Here is a 16,982-nt window from a genome sequence, read left to right on the forward strand (position 1 = left end):
GGAAGAGACTTCCATATGCTTGACAGTGCGCGCGTCGTTGTCCGCGACATGGCGAACGACGCGCACGTCGACCGGACCGGCGGGCCCACGAGCACGCACATGAGCCAGAAAGCCAGAGGGAGCGCAGTGAGCACAGCGGAACTGACCCAGTGGAACTCCGAGGAAGCCCTCGCGGAGGCGATGATTCCGATCATCGGGGGCCTGCACCGGAAGCATTCGGTGACCATCCTGCTGCACAGTCGCTCGCTGGTGAACAAGTCGGTCATCAAGATCCTGCGGACGCATCGTTTCGCCCGGCAGATCCGCGGTGACGAGCTGTCCGTCGAGGAGACCTTCCCCTTCCTCCAGGCGCTGACCGACCTGGACCTGCGGCCGTCGAAGATCGACCTCGGCCTGTTGGTGTCGGCCTACCACGAGCACGGCGGCGGAACTCCGATCCCCGAATTCGTCGCGGAGCGCCTCGCCGACCTGGTCGGCGGCGCCCAGGACAGCCCCGCGAAGCCCCAGGACGTCGTCCTCTACGGTTTCGGCCGTATCGGCCGGCTCGTGGCGCGCCTGCTCATCGAGAAGGCCGGTTCGGGCAACGGTCTGAACCTGCGTGCCGTCGTCGTCCGCAAGAGCGGTAAGGACGACCTGGTCAAGCGTGCGTCCCTGCTGCGCCGCGATTCCGTCCACGGCCAGTTCAACGGCACGATCAAGGTCGACGTCGAGAACAGCACGCTCACGGCCAACGGCAACGTCATCAAGTTCATCTACAGCAACGATCCGACGACCGTCGACTACACCGAGTACGGCATCGACAACGCCATCCTCATCGACAACACGGGTATCTGGCGCGACCGCGACGGGCTGTCGCAGCATCTGCGCCCCGGCATCGCGAAGGTCGTGCTGACCGCGCCCGGCAAGGGCGACGTCCCCAACGTCGTGCACGGTGTCAACCACCGCGACATCGACCCGGACGAGCGCGTCGTGTCGTGCGCGTCCTGCACCACGAACGCCATCGTTCCGCCCCTGAAGTCCATCGACGACGAGTTCGGGGTCGTGCGGGGCCACGTCGAGACCGTGCACTCGTTCACCAACGACCAGAACCTGCTGGACAACTACCACAAGGCCGACCGGCGCGGTCGTTCGGCGCCGTTCAACCTGGTCCTCACCGAGACGGGCGCGGCCTCCGCCATCGCGAAGGCTCTCCCCGATCTGAAGGCCAAGATCACCGGAAACTCGATTCGCGTCCCCACGCCGGACGTGTCCGTCGCGATCCTCAACCTCCAGCTCGGGCGCGAGTCCACCCGGGACGAGGTGCTCGAGCACCTTCGCCAGGAATCGCTCACCGGAGCGCTGAGCCGGAACCTCGACTACACCGCGGCGACCGATGCCGTGTCGAGCGACTTCATCGGCTCGCGCGCGGCGTGCATCATCGATGCGAACGCGGCGATCGTCGACGGCGACACCGCCATCCTGTACGTCTGGTACGACAACGAGTTCGGCTACTCCTGCCAGGTGGTCCGCACCGTCCAGTACCTGTCGGGCGTGGAGTACCCCATCTACCCGTTGGTCGACGCGCCCGCGGACGCCGCGGTGAATGCATAGGCGAGTGAACGCCCGGCCGTCCGTTCGGTGACCGCGTTGTCGCGGTGCACGTGCGGGCGGGCCACGTGAGATTCGGGTCGGTGTGTGCGTATCCGCACGCTCCGACCCGAATTTCGTGTCTCACGGGGCACCGATCGTGAGCCGTGCCCCGATCATGCCGGTGGCGTCGCGACGGCACCGCCGACCTGCGCCCTATGCTCGGACGGTACGAAAGGTGTGGGATGGCGTTCATCAAGATGTGTGGGCTGCAGGACGACGCGACGGTGGATCTCGCCGTCGAACTCGGTGTCGACGCGATCGGGTTCGTGTTCGCCGACAGCCCGCGCAGGGTGTCCGCTGACCGGGCCGCGCGGCTGCGGGCGCGGGTGCCGGAGGGAACCTTGTCGGTCGGCGTGTACGTGAAGATGACGCTCGACGACATCGTCGCCACCGCGAAGGCCGCGAACCTCGATCACGTGCAGGTTCACGATCTGCGGTCGGCGGACGACGTGCGGTTCCTGCACGAGGCGGGGTTGACCGTGATCCGTGCCGTGAACACGGGCGGTGCCGAGGCGTTGTCCGACGACTTCGGTGCCGATCTGTTGCTCGTCGACGGTGCCGTCGCCGGGGCCGGCAGAACATGGGATTGGCAGGACCGCAGTGCGCTGCCGGCGGGCCGGTGGGTGCTCGCGGGTGGCCTGACCCCCGACAACGTGGCACGGGCGTTGACGACGTCCGGCGCGTGGGGTGTCGACGTGTCCAGCGGCATCGAATCGAGCCGCGGCGTCAAGGACCCGGCGCTGATGCGGGCCTTCGCTGCGGCGGTGCGCGCCGCCGCCGCATAACAGCGCTCGGTGGTGATCGCAGCGCAGAATTCACCGCCGCGATCACCATTCGGCGCAGTTGTGCTTCCAGCGGGGTCAGTGGGCCGCGGCGTCGTGCTTCTTCCGAGTCGGGATCAGGTGCACGATCAGCACGACGATCGCACCCAGGACGAGTCCGACGAGCGCCGACACCACCGTTCCCGACGTCCACGACAGGACTCCGCCGAACCCACCGTGTACGAGTTCGCCGGCCCAGTGCTCGAGGTCGTGCAGTCGGTCGGCGGGCCAGTGGAAGCCGGCTTCGCCGACGTTGACGATCAGGATGTGGCCACCCACCCACAGCATCGCCGCGATTCCCACGACCGTCAACACCGACATCACCTTCGGCATGGCCGTCACGAGGCCGCGTCCGATTCTCCGGGCGAACGTCGACCTGCGTTCGGCGAGAGCGAGACCCACGTCGTCCATCTTCACGATGAGCGCGACCACACCGTAGACGAGCGCGGTGATGAGGAACGCGACGACGATGAGCACGGCGAGCCGGGTGAAGAACGGTTCGTGCTCGACGGACGACAGGGAGATGACCATGATCTCCGCCGAGAGGATCAGGTCGGTGCGGATGGCGCCGCCGACCATGGCCTTCTCGAACTCGGGTCCCTTCTGTCCGGCGGGTGCGTCGTCGTGGTGGCCGCCGGTGAGCGCTTCGTACACCTTCTCGGCGCCTTCGAAGCAGAGGAACAGGCCACCGGCGATCAACAGGTACGGGAGTGCCCGGGGCAGGAACTCGCTGAGGATCATCGCGACCGGCAGGATGATCAGCAGTTTGTTGCGGATCGATCCGAGGGCGATCTTGCGGATGATCGGCAACTCGCGGTCGGGGGTGAAACCGTCGACGTAGCGGGGGGTGACGGCGGTGTCGTCGACGACCACACCCGCGGCTTTGACGCTGGCCTTGCCCGCGGCGGCACCGATGTCGTCGAGGGACGCCGCAGCCGCTCTCGCGAGCGTTGCGATGTCGTCCAGCAGGGCGACGAGTCCACCGGCCACGGGTACCTCCCAGGGTTCGGCTCCGCGGAACCGAGCTGCCGACACACGGTTGCGTGTCGGCACGAAACGGTACAGAACACGTGGCCGGACGGGGCAGGCACAGGCTCCGACACCGAGTGTCCGCCCTACTCGCGGGTAGGGGAATCTGCGATGGAGTCGCCGTCGTAGGGATCGCTAGAGTGGGTCGGTGTGGCCGTCGAGGTGGCCGCGGACCGAACGAGAGCAGGACATGAGCGAGAAGAAGCCGGCCGATCGTCCACTCCGTCTCGTCGTCGACGAAGAACCCGTCGACTACGACGTGGCGATGGGACGCATGCAGGAGATGTACGAGGAGCGTCGGGAGGGCACACGCCCCGACACCCTCTGGCTGCTCAGCCATCCGTCGGTCTTCACGGTCGGTGCCCGCACGAAACCCGAACATCTGCCGTCGACCGACGGCATCCCCGTCAAGGAGACCCGCCGCGGCGGGCAGCTGACCTACCACGGTCCGGGACAGATCGTCGGCTACCTCGTCGTCGCGTTGCGTGCCGGTGAGGGGGTCGTCGACTACGTGCGTGAGGTTGAGCAGCGACTCGTCGACGCGCTCGGTGCGCTGGGGGTTCCCGCCGAACGTCGCGATACCCCGAAGGGTGCCGAGCTGCTCACGGGAGTGTGGACGAAGCAGACGGGCCGCAAGATCGTGTCCATCGGGATGCGTTCGGGTCGCGGGATCACGACGCACGGGTTCGCGCTCAACGTCGAAGGCGACATGCAGCCGTGGCACCTGGCGGTCGCGTGCGGGCTCCCGGACGTGCAGATGACGAACGTCGAGACGGAACTGGCGGAAGCGGGCCTGCCCTCCCCCGGGCTCGCCAGGACCCGTGAGGTTCTGGCGACGGCGTTCCAGGCATCCGCCCGATCGACGGGAACGCCACGACCGGTGGCGTGAACGACCGGCGGACGACCCCGCACGCGACAGCCGTGAGCGCCGTCGCGGCGGTCCACAGGGTTCCCGGACCGGGGCCGGCCGTCCGCGCGTGATCCGTGCACGGTTCCCTGATCGGTGTCCGTCGGGAAGGATCGGGACACCACCGCATCCGAGAGGGGACTCTGTGACCGACACCACCGCGTCCACGCCCGCCGGCCCCGGCCGCGACCGACAGGGAGTCGTCTACCGCGACGGCGCGCTGGGCAGACGGCCCGCCGTGCCGACCTCGTTCGGTGAACTCGAACGTGCGGCGCGTCGCGCGAGTTCGGCACGGGCCTGGGCGTACGTCGCGGGCGGGGCCGGTGAGGGCCGGACGATGGTCGACAACCGGCGTGCCTTCGAACGGTGGTCGATCGTGCCACGGATGGCGCACGGCGTCACCGAACGCGACCTGAGCACCACCGTCGTGAACACCCGGTTGTCGGCACCGGTGATGTTGGCGCCGGTGGGTGCCGGCGCGTCGATGGCCCCGGACAGCGACCTCTCGATCGCGCGGGCGGCCGCCGCGACCGGGGTGCCGTACATCTTCTCCAACCAGGGCTGCAATCCGATGGAGGACTGCGCCGCCGTGATGGGCGAGACGCCACGCTGGTTCCAGCTGTACTGGAGCGCCGACGAGGATCTCGTCGACAGCCTGCTCCGTCGCGCCGAGACGATCGGCGCCGAAGCGGTGGTCGTCACCCTCGACACGACATCGCTGGGCTGGCGTCCGCGGGACCTGGACCTCGGATCGTTGCCGTTCGCGAGGGGCGAGGGCATCGCCCAGTACACGTCGGATCCGCGGTTCCGCGACATCGTGCGGGCGCGGATCGACGCGGCGCGGGACGTGATCACCGAACGGCCCGAGGTCACGTTCGGGGCGATCCGCACCCTGCTGGCGATGACCCGCAACCATCCGGGTGGGTTCCTCGACAACCTGCGCTCCGCCGTGCCGCGCGCTGCCGCGGAGACGTTCCTCGACATCTACTCCAACCCGGGTCTGAGCTGGGAGCATCTGGCGACGCTGCGCGAACGCACGTCGCTGCCGATCGTGCTCAAGGGAATCCTGCATCCCGACGATGCCCGCCGTGCCGTCGATCTCGGTGTCGACGCCGTGGTGGTGTCGAATCACGGCGGACGTCAGATCGACGGGGCGATCGCGTCGCTCGATGCGCTGCTCGATATCCGGGCGGCGATCGGACAGGAACCGACGCTGCTGCTCGACAGTGGAATACGCAGTGGCGCCGACGTCTTCGTCGCTCTCGCGCTCGGTGCGGACGCCGTGCTGCTGGGCCGCCCCTACATGTACGGGTTGGCGGTCGCGGGGCAACGCGGGGTCGAGGAGGTGATCCGCAACGTGATCGCCGAATTCGACCTCACCATGGCGCTGACCGGGGCGCGGTCGATCGCCGATCTCGACGAGCGGTTCGTCCGACCCAATCCGTCGTTCTGAGAAGGGATCTGCGGTAGATGTCCACAATCGTGGTGTACGGGGCCGGCAGTGTCGGCTGTCATATCGGGGGCCGACTGGCCGGGGCGGGTGCCGACGTCGTGTTCGTCGGGCGGCAGCGGATCGCGGAGGAGGTGCGTGAGCACGGCCTGCACCTGACGGATCTGGACGGCAACGCCGTGCGGGTCGCCTCCGTCGACTACCGCACGGACCCGGCCGTGGTCGCCGACGCGTCGCTGGTACTGGTGACCGTGAAATCCGCTGCGACACCGGACGTGGCCGCGGTGCTGGCTCCGCTGCTGCGCGACGACGCGGTCGTCGTCAGCCTGCAGAACGGTCTCGCCAACGCGGCGGTGCTGGGCGAGCGGATCGACCGGCCTGTCCTGACGGGCATGGTGCCGTTCAACGTCGTCGCGCAGGGCGCCGGACGATTCCACCGGGGCTCGGAGGGGGACGTCGAGGTCGAGGACAGCGACCTGCTCACCCCGTATCTGCCGGTGTTCGCCGCGGCCGGTCTGCCGTTGACGCTCCGATCGGACATGGCTGCGGTGCTGTGGGCGAAGCTGCTGCTGAACCTCAACAACCCGGTCAACGCGTTGTCGGGTATTCCGCTGAAGGACGAACTGTCGCAACGCGACTACCGGCGCTGTGTCGCTGCCGCGCAACGGGAGGCGCTGGCGGTGGGGCGGCGCGCGGGACGGGTGCCGGCGCGCCTCACCCCGCTGCCGCCCGCATGGATTCCGCGTCTGCTCACGGTGCCCGACGCCGTGTTCCGCACCGTTGCGTCGTCCATGCTGGCGATCGACCCGCACGCCCGGTCGTCGATGTGGGAGGACCTCGAGGCCGGTCGTGTCACCGAGGTCGACTGGATCAACGGCGAGGTCGTGCGGATCGGCCGCGAACTCGGCGTCGCGACACCCGTCAACGAGAAGCTGATCGCGTTGATCCGTGACGCCGAGCGCGGTGGACGGCGCGATTGGACGGGCCCGGAGTTGCTGAGCGCGTTGACCGCCTGACTCGGTTCAGTTGCGACGCAGCAACACGATCGTGTCGGTGAGGACGGCCCGTGTGCCGTCGGGGCCGACGGCGTCCCGGTCGCGGGTCTCTGCGAGCACGGTGTCCCAGGCCGCGGGGTCGAGGGCGAGTTCGTCGATCTCCTCCTGCGGGCTCAGGAACCGGTGGTCACCGTGGTCTTCCGCGTCGCGGTCGGGGACGGTCGCCCACGGCGGGAACGCGGCATGTCCGATGAGCAGGAGGTGCCCGCCGGAGGCGACGAGGTCGGCTGCGTCGCGCAGCACCCGGGTGCGGGGGAACTCGACGGGTGAGTGCAGGAACGACGCGGTGACCAGGTCGTACGCACCGTTCCCCCGCCAGGTCGCGAGGTCGGCGGCGATGAACTCCGCCCGGTCGTCGGGGACGCCCGCGGCCCGGGCGGCGTCCGCGGCGCGGCGCACCGCGGTGGGTGAGAGGTCGACGCCGGTCACCGCCCAGCCGCGTGCTGCGAGCCATACGGAATCGCCGCCTTCGCCGCAGCCGAGGTCGAGTGCGCGGCCGACGGGCAGGTCGGCGACGACTTCGACGAGGACGGCGTTGGGTCGGCCGGACCAGAGACCGTCGGCGTCGGCGTAGCGGGCTTCCCAGAATTCGGCGGGTGTGGGGTTGTCGGACATCGGCTGGCTCCTCGACGGGGGTGGGTTCACCGTCGATGATGCTGTGCGGGGCCGACACGTGATCGGGCGGCCTCGGGTCGGTCGGCGATCCGGACGGGGAGCGCCCGGACTCGGTGGGCGCATCTCGGCGAGTTCGCGATCTACCGCGCACCGCGGCGGTGTGTGTGGTCCGATGTGAGGGTTGCCGTTCGTCGAGACGAGTCCAGTGGAGGAGAACGACGGTGCGATTGTCCGGAATATTCACTGCGGCTGCGATTTCCGCCGTGGTCGCGCTCGGTCCCGTGTTCGCAGTACCGGCTGCTGCGGAACCTGCACCGGTGCCCGTCGACACACTCACGTTCGCGTTGCCGGCCGTCGGTGGTCTCGAAGCCGGGCCGGCGGGGGTGCCGGGCGGATCGTTCAGGCCGGTGCTGGTCACGGCGTCCCCGGAATCCGCGGGGTCGGTGCGGTTCTCGGTGCCGGATCCGGCGCCGTACTACTACCAGTACCACTACCGCCATCTGGCGGTGGACTGGCGCAACCTGCAGACCGGTGCGACGGGGCGGGTGGCGCTGAGGCACTGGCAGACGATGAACCCGGTCGAGGACCGGTACGCGGAGAACCTGCCCACTTCCGCGACGGCCGACACCGGTTCCGGTCCGGTGGTCGCGACGGTCACGGTGCTGCGGGACCAGTGGGAGGCGCCGCCCACGGTGATCAGTGTGATTCCGGGTGTCTCCGCGATCCTTGTCCCGTGACGGCTCGGCCCCCGTGACGACTCGGTCCCGTGACGACTCGGCCCCGTGACGACGCCGTTCCGTGACCGGGCGGTGGTGGTCGCTCACGCGGTCCGGACCGTCGCCGTTCCGTCGAACACCGCCGCGCCGTGACCGTTCGTGGTGGTGACGGCGACGTCCGCGACCGTGCCCTGCGTGTCGTCGTACACGTCGGTCACGCGGGCGCGCGCGGTGAGCGTGTCGCCGGGCCACACCTGCCCGGTGATGCGCCCGCCGAAGGCGAGTACTCGTTCGTGGCCGACGACGTCGGTGACGGCGCGTCCGCTCATACCCATCGTGTACATGCCGTGCGCGAACACCCCGGGGTAGCCGCGCCGGCGGGCGTACACGTCGTCGCAGTGCAGGGGGTGGAAATCGCCGGAGGCACCCGCGTACATCGCGATCGTGGCGGGGGTGACCTCGTCGATCAGCGGGATCGTCCAGTGCTGCCCGACCGCGACGACATCCGCGGGCGGTGTCCCGGTTCCGCGCGGTGTGCGTGACGGGTCGGTGCCGGGTGCGGCAGCACGGGACGTCGGGTCGGGTCGGCGTTCGACCGCGGCCTGCACCCATCGGGTTTCGACGACGAGTCGGCCCGTCGGATCGTGAAAGTGGAGGTGGGTCTCCGAGAACGTCATCGTTCCCGCGCGGCGCCCGGTCTTCTGCCAGCTGCCGCCCGGTCGCCGGGTGACGGTGAGCCGGTCGCCGGTGCGGACGGGGCGATGGAACACGAAGTGCTGTTCGGTGTGGAAGCCCACCGGTTGCGTGGGGCTGGGCTCCTGCGTGCCCGCCCACGACGATCCCGGACGCGGTCGCCGCGCGTGGTCGGGGTCGAAATGGTCGGCGGCCATCAGGAAGGTGGGTGGGGCAACCAGCGTGTCCGGGCCGGTCGCCGACAATCGGTCGACGTCGTAGAACGCCGCGGTGCGGTCGCCGACCGCGCGCGCGAACTGCATGACGTGGGAGCCGTGCACCACCAGCGTGTACATGTGATCTTCCTGTCGGATCAGAGCGAGAGAACGATCTTGCCGAAGAAGTCGGACGATTCCATCAGCTCGTGTGCCGCCGCGACGTCGTCGAGGGGAAACACCGAGTGCACCTCGGGGACGACGAGACCGCGCTCGACGAGGCCGAGCAGTCCGATCACCACCTCCCGTACCCGGCGCTCGTCGGGCCTGCCCACCCCGAGGATCGACAGGCCCTTTTCGAACACCCGGCCCAGGTGCAGTTCCGCGAGGTGGCCGGCGGTCACCCCGGTCGTGACGTATCGGCCGAACGGGCGCAGGGACCGGATCGCCGCGGAGAACACGGGTGCCCCCACGTGATCGAGGACCACGTGTACGCCCAGGCCGCAGGTGAGTTCGCGGACGCGTCCGGCGATGTCCCTCGGTGCGGTGGTCGACGACGGCGTCGGCGCCCAGCTCGAGTGCCCGACCGAACTTCCCGGGCCGACCCACCGTGGTGAGGACACGGCAGCCGGTGGCGCGGGCGATCTGGATCCCGAAGCTCCCGACGCCGCTGCCGCCGGCGACGACCAGGACGTCCTCGCCGGGCCGGATCGCGGCGCGGTTCACGAGCGCGTCGTAGGCGCTGCGACCGGCGGTCGGTAGCGCGGCGGCCTGCTCGAACGAGCACGCCCCGGGTTTCGGGAAGGTCCACACGGCCGGCGCGACCGCGAACTCCGAGTGCGCACCGCGGCGTCCGATCGCGACCACGTCGGTGCCGGGAGCCAGCTCCGGGTACGTGCGCGCGGCGACGTCCCCGAGGGCGACGACGGTGCCGGCCATGTCGCGTCCGCCGATGTGCGGTGGTGTCACCCGCATGCCGTGGGAGCCCTCCCGCCAGTACACGTCGACGCGGTCGAGTGCGGCGGCCCGCACCCGGATCAGGACGTCGGTGGGCCCGGGGGCCGGGGCGGGTAGCTCGTCGACACGTAGAACGTCGACACTGCCCTGTTCGGTGTGGAAGGCGGCGCGAACGGGTGTCCTCCTGCGTGTCGGGGTGGGGCGTCCTCGGGGCCACCCGAATTCCCTATTACGTTACATGTCAACTCGTTATATAGGAGCGGGTGGTAAGTCCTCGACCCCGGGGCCGGTCGTCGTCTCGGATAGCATCGAGCGGCGTGACCGACACCGACATCGCCGCCGACCACCCGAGACCGCCGGAGGTGACGCCACCCGCTGCATCGTCCGGGCCCGCGGCGACACGGGCGCGGATGCTCGCTCTGATCTGCGCGTCGATCGGTGTCCTCGCTGCTCTCGCCGTCCCGTTCCTGCCGGTCACACAGACACAGGCATCGATCTCGTGGCCGCAGGCGGGCAGCACCGCCAGCGTCACCGCGCCGCTGGTGACCTACGCCCCCGTCGACCTCGACATCGCCGTCCCGTGTGAGATCGCGCAGACCGCGACGGGTACCACGATCGTCTCGACCTCCCCGCCGGGTGCACCCGACGCCGAGCGCTACGGACTGGTTGCGCGGGTCACCGCGGGGGACGACCGTCCCGCGACGCTCGAGGTGATCTCCCGGAACATGATGCTGGCGTCCGTCCCCGTCGACGACCTGTCGGGTGCCGGGTGCGCAGTGACCGTGCACTTCACCCCGGAACGGACGGTCGCCGCGGTCACCGGTTCGGCCGGCGCCGACACCGAGCAGGTGTTCGATCGTGATCTGCGTCCGCAGATGGTCGGTGTGTTCACCGGACTCGACGGTGACCTGCCCGACGGTCTGTCGGTCACCGCGGACCTCGACACCCGGTTCACGTCGTCGCCCACCTGGATCAAACTCGTCGCGATGATCGTCGCGGTCCTCGCGACGATCGTGTCGCTGTGGTCGCTGCACCGGCTCGACGCCCTCGACGGCCGCCGGTCACGCCGGATCCTTCCGGCGTCCTGGTGGTCGTTCCGGCCGGTCGACGCCGTGGTCGTCGGCACCCTGCTCGTGTGGCACATCATCGGCGCGAACACCGCCGACGACGGCTATCAGCTGGGCATGGCCCGCGCGGCCGACGAGGCCGGGTACATGGCGAACTACTTCCGCTGGTTCGGTGTCCCCGAGGCCCCGTTCGGTACCCCCTTCTACGACGTGCTCGCGCTCATGACCCACGTGTCCACGGCCAGCGTGTGGATGCGTCTGCCCGCCCTCGCCGCGGGTCTGCTCACATGGTGGGTGATCAGCCGTGAGGTCGCGCCGCGGATCGGTGCCGCGGTGCGGCGCACGTCGATCCCGCTGTGGACGGGCGCGCTGGTGTTCCTCGCGTTCTGGTTGCCGTTCAACAACGGGTTGCGGCCCGAGCCGATCGTCGCGGCCGGTGTGCTGCTGACCTGGTGCTCGGTGGAACGCGCTGTCGCGACACGCCGGTTGCTGCCCGCCGCGGTCGCGGTCCTCGTCGGAGCGATCACCGTCACCGCGGGGCCGTCCGGCATCATCTGTTTCGCCGCGTTGATCGCCGGCGCCCGGCCCATCGCCCGTATCGTGCTGGACCGCGGCCGGCAGTTCGGTTTCGTGGTGGTGCTCGCCCCGATCGTCGCCGCCGGCACCGTCATCCTCGCCGCGGTGTTCGCCGACCAGACCCTGGCGGCCGTCCTCGAGATGCAGAAGACGCACGCGGTCGGCCCGAACGTGCCGTGGTTCCAGGAGTACCTGCGCTACCAGTATCTGCTGCAGGTCACCGTCGACGGGTCGCTGTCGCGTCGATTCGCGGTGTTCACGATGATCCTGTGCCTGGTCACCGCGATCGTCGCGATGCTCCGCCGCGGCGGGCACATCCCCGGAACGGCGCAGGGGCCGACCCGACGGCTGGTCGGCATCACCCTCGGCGCGCTCGTCCTGATGATGTTCGCGCCCACCAAATGGACGCACCACTTCGGTATCTACGCGGGTCTGGCGGGTGCGCTCGCGATCGTCGCCGCCGTGGCCGTCGCCCCGGCGGTCCTCCGGTCGCGCCGCAACCGCGCGCTCTTCGCCGCCGCCGTGTCGTTCACCCTGACGATGTCGTTCATCGGCCCCAACGGCTGGTGGTACGTGTCCAGCTACGGGGTGCCGTGGTGGGACAAGCCGCCGTCCGTCGCCGGTTTCGGGTTCTCCACCGTGTTCTTCGGGCTCACGGTTCTCGCGCTGCTGCTCGCCGCGTGGTGGCACATCCACCCGGTGGCCAACACGCGCACCGACACGCCGTCGCGACTGTGGGCGATCCCGCCGTTGACGGTCGCGGCCGCGGCGATGGTGCTCTTCGAGGTGCTCTCGCTCGCGAAGGGCGCCGTCGCCCAGTACCCCGCGTACTCGGTGGCCCGATCCAACCTCGATGCGCTGACCGGTTCGTCCTGTGGGCTGGCGAACGATGCGCTGCTCGAGATGGATCCGAACGCCGGGATGCTCACACCGCTCGGCGGTGATCTCGCGGCGGCGCTCGCCGTGTCCGGGGACGACCGGTTCACCCCGGACGGGGTCGCGAACGATCTGTCGGCGGACGACGAGAGTGCGGGTGCGGGCACCGCGAACACCGTCGACGGTGACTCGGCGACGACCTCGGGCACCGCGGGCACCGAGGGCGGTGTCGGACGGGTCGGCGCCAACGGCAGCCGTGTCGCCCTGCCGTTCGGGCTCGACCCGGCCACGACGCCGGTCCTCGGCAGCCACGGCAGCGGAACGGGGCGGGTCACCACCGACTGGTACCGCCTGCCGGATCCGGACGCCACCGGTTCGCGCGGCGACATCGTGTCGATCGCGGCGGCCGGCCGGATCTTCACCGTCGACGCGGACGGCGTCGAGACGTACGGCCAGAGTCTGCGTCTCGAGTACGGCACCGTGGACGGATCCGGCTCCGTCGCGGTGCTCGGATCGGAGTTGCCGATCGACATCGGGCCGACCCCGTCGTGGCGGAACCTGCGGGTGCCGCTCGACCGGCTGCCCGCCGAGGCCGACGCGGTGCGCATCGTCGCGGTCGACCACGACATCGCGCCGGAGCAGTGGCTCGCGTTCACCCCACCGCGGGTGCCGCGGACCCAGACCGTGCAGGAGGTGCTGGGAACCGACACGCCGGTGCTGCTCGACTGGGCCGTCGGCCTGAACTTCCCGTGCCAGGACCAGATGCTGCACAGCAACGGTGTCGCCGAGATCCCCGAGTTCCGGATCCTGCCCGACCGGGTCGGCGCGACCTCCACCAACCAGTGGCAGGACCACCACGGCGGCGGCCCCCTCGGCTGGACCGACATGCTGCTCGGAGGCCGCACCATCGCGTCCTACCTCGACGGCGACTGGGATCGGGACTGGGGTTCGGTGGAACAGTTCACGCTGCGGGGCGAGTCCGCGGAACCCGCCAGGATCGACACCGAGTCGATCACCCGATCGGGACTGTGGTCACCGGGGCACATCAACATCGCGTACTGATCGGCACGTGCGTGGTCCGGATGCGGATCCGGTCGGCTCAGCCCGCGCGGCGAGCCGACCGGATCGCGGCGACGACCCCGCCGTCGACCAGCAGATCGGTGCCGGTGATGAAGCTCGAACGGCGGTCCAGCAGGAACTCCGCGGCCGAGGCGATGTCGTCGGGGGTACCCAGGCGTCCGGTGGCCGACATCGCGACCATCGACTTCATGCCCTGCCCGGATTCACCGTCGAGTTCCCGGCGACCCATCGGGGTGGAGATCACGCCCGGGCTGATCGAGTTGATGCGGGCGCCGCGCTCACCCCACGCGGAGGCGGAGGCCTGCACGCGCAGGACGTTCGCGTGCTTGGCAAGCGCGTACGCGATGCCGGCGTTCCCGAGTGTCTCCGGGGCCAGGAACGGCAGCGACAGAAGCTCCGCGGTGGCCGTACCGGCGAGGGCCCCCGCCTGCTCGTCCGGCACGGGAACCATGTGCCCGCCCATGCTGGCGACGACCACACCGGCGCCGCCGGGCGCGACGACGCGGGCGAACTCGTCGAGTACCAGCGCCACACCCAGCAGATCCACCTTCAGAACAGCCTCGGTGGACGCCTGTTCGGGCGACAGTCCCGCCGTGTGCACGACGTGGGTGACGGCGCCGAGTGCGGCTGCGGCGTCGGCGAGTGCCGCGACGGAGGCCGGATCCGACACGTCCACGAGCTGCGATGTCACGTCGTGTCCCTCGCCGTGCAGGGTCTGTGTGACGCCGTACAGGGTGGTTTCGTCGAAGTCGGCGAGCAGGACCTTCCGGCCGCTGCCGAGCCGCCGCGCGACGGCCGTGCCCATCCCTCCGACTCCGATGACGACCAGCACGTCCTGATCCATGAACGTTCTCCCATTCCCCGATGACGAGACCTCTTGGCGGTCGGGATCGTACGGGAGCCTCACGCGGGTCGTGCGGCTCCCGTCCCACCCCGACGGACGTGGCGGATGGGACGCGTGGGCCGCGAACGGCCCCGGGGCTGGATTCGGTGCGCGCGTGTGGGCTACCGTGTCCTGCGGTGTGCCGGAAGCCGGCTGAGAACCCGGACCATGTCGTACCTACGAGAGAAGATCCAAACATGCCGTTCACCTGTGAAGATGCCGCCGCTGTCGGTACCGACCGGGTAGGTGGGTGACTGGAATGCTCACGAAGACCCCGTACCGCTGTCCCGGTGACGACAGCGTCATCCACCAGGCCTGCTCCGGGCTGCTGTCGCAGTGGACAGGACCCGTCGACGAGCACGTGACGCGGACGTCGCTCGGTGAAACCCACCTGATCGGTGTCGGACCGGCCGCGGGCAGACCGATCGTGGTGCTCGCGGGCGGCGACCTGCCGGCAGCGGGTCTGCGCGAGCTGGCGGGCTCGTTCGACACATCCACGCGGGTGACGCTGGTGGACCTGCCGGGGCTGCCCGGTTCGAGTGCGTGCGAACGACCCGATTCCAACGTCCACGCCGCGTACGGTCGCTGGCTGACCGAGATTCTCGATGCACTGCAGCTCGAGCGGACCCCTGTCCTCGGGTTGGGCTGGGCGGCGTCGGCAGCTGCGGCGATCTCCGATGTCGACCGCGTCGGCAAACTCGTGCTCGCGGCTCCCCTGGGGCTCGTTCCGCGGGCGCGGTGGCATCGCGGTGTCATCGCGGGCCTGCAGTGGCGCAACGAACCGAGCATCGAGAACACCGAGCGGTACCTGCGGTCCCTCGCCGGTGAAGGTTTCGAGCCCGACGACTCGACGGTGCGGTGGTCGTGCCGGATGGGGGCGTACTGCCGGTCGCAGTCCGGGATGCCGCGCATCTCCGGTGCGCTGTGGAAGCGGTGGCGCGGACGCGACGTCGAGATCGTCGTCGGTGAGCAGGATCCGCTCGTCCAGGTGTCGGCGCTGCGGCGGATGGGCGCGGAGATCGACGCGCACGTCGCGGTCGTCCCCGGCGTGGGACACCTGATCGCGGTGGAGGCACCCACCGCGGTGGCGCGCGCCGGGCTGGCGCCGTCGCACTGACCGCACGCCCGTACCGACGTCGGCGCGGACCCGTCCCGTCGTGCACGGCCGCGTGCGCGTCGCGTCGGTCACCGTGCGGCCCCTTTCGTGGAATGGACCACGGGATGACCTGCAACTCCCGGGGTTCGTGGTGCGTATGTGACTGATGTCGCAGTCGGAAACGTGTCGTCCGGTGGTAGACCCGAGGTAGCAGACAGTCTGTATGGTCGGGGATCCGAGTGCCTCCGGCCGGTGAAGCCGGGCTGTTCTCGATGCTGCCGCAGCCCCACGAAAGGTACGACATGCTCTTCACTGCGCTGTTTCCCCTGGCCGGACGTCGTCCCGGTGCCACCCGCTCGGCGAACCCGTCGACGCCCGCGACCGGCCCGTCGGCGGACTCGCTGCGCGTGACGGCGAGGGCGCTGCGCGCGTGGGGTGCCGAGGTCGACGCGGAGGACCTCGAGAACCGCGCCGCACGGGTGTCCTCGTCGTAGTCGGTCCGGTCGGGCGCGGCGCCGGACCGCCCCCGACGGGCATGTACTCGGCCCGGCGCCGCGAGTCGGAAGTGGAATTCGTTCTCTCCACCACCGACCGTAAGCCAATATAACGAAAAGGTCACGCAGAGGTCTCGGCCGTGGCTCGCCCGCGACGTGATGACGTGACGCGTGTGCAGGTCGACACCGGTTTCGTACCGGACGGCAACGGCGGGAAACCCGGGTGTGTCGGTCGTCGGATCAACGTCGGCGAGTTACTCGCCCGGCATCCGCTCGATCCGGCACGTCGGACCAGTCGATCACCACCGACCGCGCACCGGAACACGCCAGCAGCGTCCTCAGCGGGCCGCCTCGGCGCAACTGATGCCCGAGCTCGCGGACGGTGGGATCGTCGTCGCCGGCCGTGCCGACGAGGATCTCTCCGGGGCACCGGCTGTGCGCCGCGGCCAGCAGGAGACGCTCTTCGTCGACGGTGCGGACGGGCACATCGTCCGATCCCGTCACCCGGCCCACCACGACTGCGACGTAGTCGTGGTCGGCGACGGGATCGTGCAGAGCCAGTAGTCGTTGGGTGACGCCCTCGGCGCACACGCGGCGGTCGAGCGTGACCTCCCGCTCGGGGTCTTCCCGTCCCCGAGTGCGTGATTCACAGCCCGCGAGACTCACTCGCCGTGACGTCCAGCCGAAGTGGACCTCGATGTTCGCGTACATCGCACGTGCGCCTCCTCGGTCGCTTCGAAGCGAGGGTCGTGCCTCACCTTCGATTGTGTACCCGGGGTCCGACACGAGGTGGGTGATTCGGAGCAGCACGACGACCGGCGTCCACGGAGAACGAGTCGGGCCC

15 protein-coding genes and 1 pseudogene are annotated in these 16,982 nt (G+C 69.9%); 9 read left to right on the forward strand and 7 right to left on the reverse strand.

Going from position 1 to position 16,982, the window contains the following annotated elements:
• The first annotated feature begins 126 nt into the window (after positions 1–126).
• Both LDQ05_RS00710 and LDQ05_RS00715 read left to right on the forward strand, forming a co-directional pair.
• Positions 127–1,590: a glyceraldehyde-3-phosphate dehydrogenase gene (locus LDQ05_RS00710; protein ID WP_226434966.1), complete on the forward strand. Its 1,464-nt coding sequence runs from the start codon at positions 127–129 to the stop codon at positions 1,588–1,590.
• A 221-nt stretch (positions 1,591–1,811) separates the two neighbouring features.
• Positions 1,812–2,414: a phosphoribosylanthranilate isomerase gene (locus LDQ05_RS00715; protein WP_226434967.1), complete on the forward strand. Its 603-nt coding sequence runs from the start codon at positions 1,812–1,814 to the stop codon at positions 2,412–2,414.
• 75 nt (positions 2,415–2,489) lie between these two features.
• Here LDQ05_RS00715 and LDQ05_RS00720 read toward each other — a convergent pair whose 3' ends face one another.
• On the reverse strand, positions 2,490–3,440 hold the full coding sequence (locus tag LDQ05_RS00720; protein WP_226434968.1) for a DUF808 domain-containing protein: 951 nt from the start codon (positions 3,438–3,440) through the stop codon (positions 2,490–2,492).
• A 229-nt stretch (positions 3,441–3,669) separates the two neighbouring features.
• On the opposite strand from LDQ05_RS00720, the gene lipB reads away from it, so the two are divergent.
• The 3 genes from lipB (at position 3,670) to LDQ05_RS00735 (ending at position 6,852) form a co-directional block, all read left to right on the forward strand.
• Positions 3,670–4,368 (forward strand): lipoyl(octanoyl) transferase LipB, encoded by a 699-nt coding sequence (gene lipB / locus LDQ05_RS00725; RefSeq protein ID WP_226434969.1) that lies wholly within the window; start codon positions 3,670–3,672, stop codon positions 4,366–4,368.
• A 163-nt stretch (positions 4,369–4,531) separates the two neighbouring features.
• Complete coding sequence (locus tag LDQ05_RS00730; RefSeq protein WP_226434970.1) at positions 4,532–5,839, forward strand: alpha-hydroxy-acid oxidizing protein; 1,308 nt, start codon at positions 4,532–4,534, stop codon at positions 5,837–5,839.
• A gap of 17 nt (positions 5,840–5,856) precedes the next feature.
• Positions 5,857–6,852, forward strand: a complete 996-nt coding sequence (locus LDQ05_RS00735) for a 2-dehydropantoate 2-reductase (RefSeq protein WP_226434971.1) — start codon at positions 5,857–5,859, stop codon at positions 6,850–6,852.
• Between the two features lie 6 nt (positions 6,853–6,858).
• Here the strand turns inward: LDQ05_RS00735 and LDQ05_RS00740 are convergent, their stop codons facing one another.
• A complete protein-coding gene (locus tag LDQ05_RS00740; RefSeq protein ID WP_226434972.1) occupies positions 6,859–7,506 on the reverse strand; it encodes a class I SAM-dependent methyltransferase in 648 nt (215 codons plus the stop codon).
• 317 nt (positions 7,507–7,823) lie between these two features.
• On the opposite strand from LDQ05_RS00740, the gene LDQ05_RS00745 reads away from it, so the two are divergent.
• On the forward strand, positions 7,824–8,243 hold the full coding sequence (locus LDQ05_RS00745; protein WP_226434973.1) for a hypothetical protein: 420 nt from the start codon (positions 7,824–7,826) through the stop codon (positions 8,241–8,243).
• Positions 8,244–8,326: 83 nt separating this feature from the next.
• Here LDQ05_RS00745 and LDQ05_RS00750 read toward each other — a convergent pair whose 3' ends face one another.
• From LDQ05_RS00750 to LDQ05_RS19905, 3 genes and pseudogenes are all read right to left on the reverse strand, one after another.
• Entirely contained in the window at positions 8,327–9,250 is a 924-nt protein-coding gene (locus LDQ05_RS00750; protein WP_226434974.1) for an FAS1-like dehydratase domain-containing protein, read from the reverse strand.
• Positions 9,251–9,267: 17 nt separating this feature from the next.
• Complete coding sequence (locus LDQ05_RS19670; RefSeq protein WP_308013136.1) at positions 9,268–9,732, reverse strand: zinc-binding dehydrogenase; 465 nt, start codon at positions 9,730–9,732, stop codon at positions 9,268–9,270.
• Positions 9,710–10,153, reverse strand: a pseudogene (locus LDQ05_RS19905) (quinone oxidoreductase family protein); the annotation flags it as partial. The gene LDQ05_RS19670 and the pseudogene LDQ05_RS19905, both read right to left, overlap by 23 nt.
• A gap of 323 nt (positions 10,154–10,476) precedes the next feature.
• Between LDQ05_RS19905 and LDQ05_RS00760 the strand changes: the two are divergent.
• Positions 10,477–13,647 (forward strand): arabinosyltransferase domain-containing protein, encoded by a 3,171-nt coding sequence (locus LDQ05_RS00760; RefSeq protein ID WP_226434987.1) that lies wholly within the window; start codon positions 10,477–10,479, stop codon positions 13,645–13,647.
• Between the two features lie 37 nt (positions 13,648–13,684).
• On the opposite strand, the gene LDQ05_RS00765 is transcribed toward LDQ05_RS00760, so the two are convergent.
• Positions 13,685–14,509: an SDR family oxidoreductase gene (locus LDQ05_RS00765; protein ID WP_226434975.1), complete on the reverse strand. Its 825-nt coding sequence runs from the start codon at positions 14,507–14,509 to the stop codon at positions 13,685–13,687.
• A gap of 298 nt (positions 14,510–14,807) precedes the next feature.
• Here LDQ05_RS00765 and LDQ05_RS00770 point away from each other — a divergent pair, with 298 nt between their 5' ends.
• Positions 14,808–15,665 (forward strand): alpha/beta fold hydrolase, encoded by an 858-nt coding sequence (locus LDQ05_RS00770; RefSeq protein ID WP_226434976.1) that lies wholly within the window; start codon positions 14,808–14,810, stop codon positions 15,663–15,665.
• Between the two features lie 281 nt (positions 15,666–15,946).
• Positions 15,947–16,138, forward strand: a complete 192-nt coding sequence (locus tag LDQ05_RS00775; protein WP_226434977.1) for a hypothetical protein — start codon at positions 15,947–15,949, stop codon at positions 16,136–16,138.
• Between the two features lie 240 nt (positions 16,139–16,378).
• On the opposite strand, the gene LDQ05_RS00780 is transcribed toward LDQ05_RS00775, so the two are convergent.
• The gene (locus tag LDQ05_RS00780) at positions 16,379–16,849 is read right to left on the reverse strand and encodes a hypothetical protein (RefSeq protein WP_226434978.1); all 471 of its coding nucleotides are present in this window, start codon (positions 16,847–16,849) and stop codon (positions 16,379–16,381) included.
• Positions 16,850–16,982: the final 133 nt, after the last annotated feature.

The sequence above is a fragment of the Rhodococcus yananensis genome, assembly GCF_020515525.1.
Classification (GTDB): domain Bacteria; phylum Actinomycetota; class Actinomycetes; order Mycobacteriales; family Mycobacteriaceae; genus Rhodococcus; species Rhodococcus yananensis.